Origin of the sequence: Streptomyces sp. SID13031 (assembly GCF_010548305.1) — a bacterium.
Taxonomy (GTDB): Bacteria; Actinomycetota; Actinomycetes; order Propionibacteriales; family Kribbellaceae; genus Kribbella.
Genome location: NZ_JAAGLV010000134.1, coordinates 1 through 240, shown reverse-complemented (window position 1 = coordinate 240; position 240 = coordinate 1). Strand labels below are relative to the sequence as shown.

The 240-nt window shown below is 69.2% G+C and carries 1 protein-coding gene; it reads right to left on the bottom strand.

Going from position 1 to position 240, the window contains the following annotated elements; all coding sequences use genetic code 11:
* The coding region (locus G3I17_RS39570; protein ID WP_164604547.1) for a hypothetical protein at nt 1–240 on the bottom strand (240 nt) is incomplete at both ends.

Here is a 240-nt window from a genome sequence, read left to right as displayed (position 1 = left end):
ACTGCACCGTTCCGTAGGCGTACACCTGGCCCGCGCTTGAGATGGCCGCGTAGCCCTGGCCGTCGGCCGTCACCGAGATGCCCACGATGCTGCCTGTGAAGCCGGTCGGGTTCCCGCGAGACTGCACCGTTCCGTAGGCGTACACCTGGCCCGCGCTTGAGATGGCCGCGTAGCCCTGGCCGTCGGCCGTCACCGAGATGCCCACGATGCTGCCTGTGAAGCCGGTCGGGTTCCCGCGAG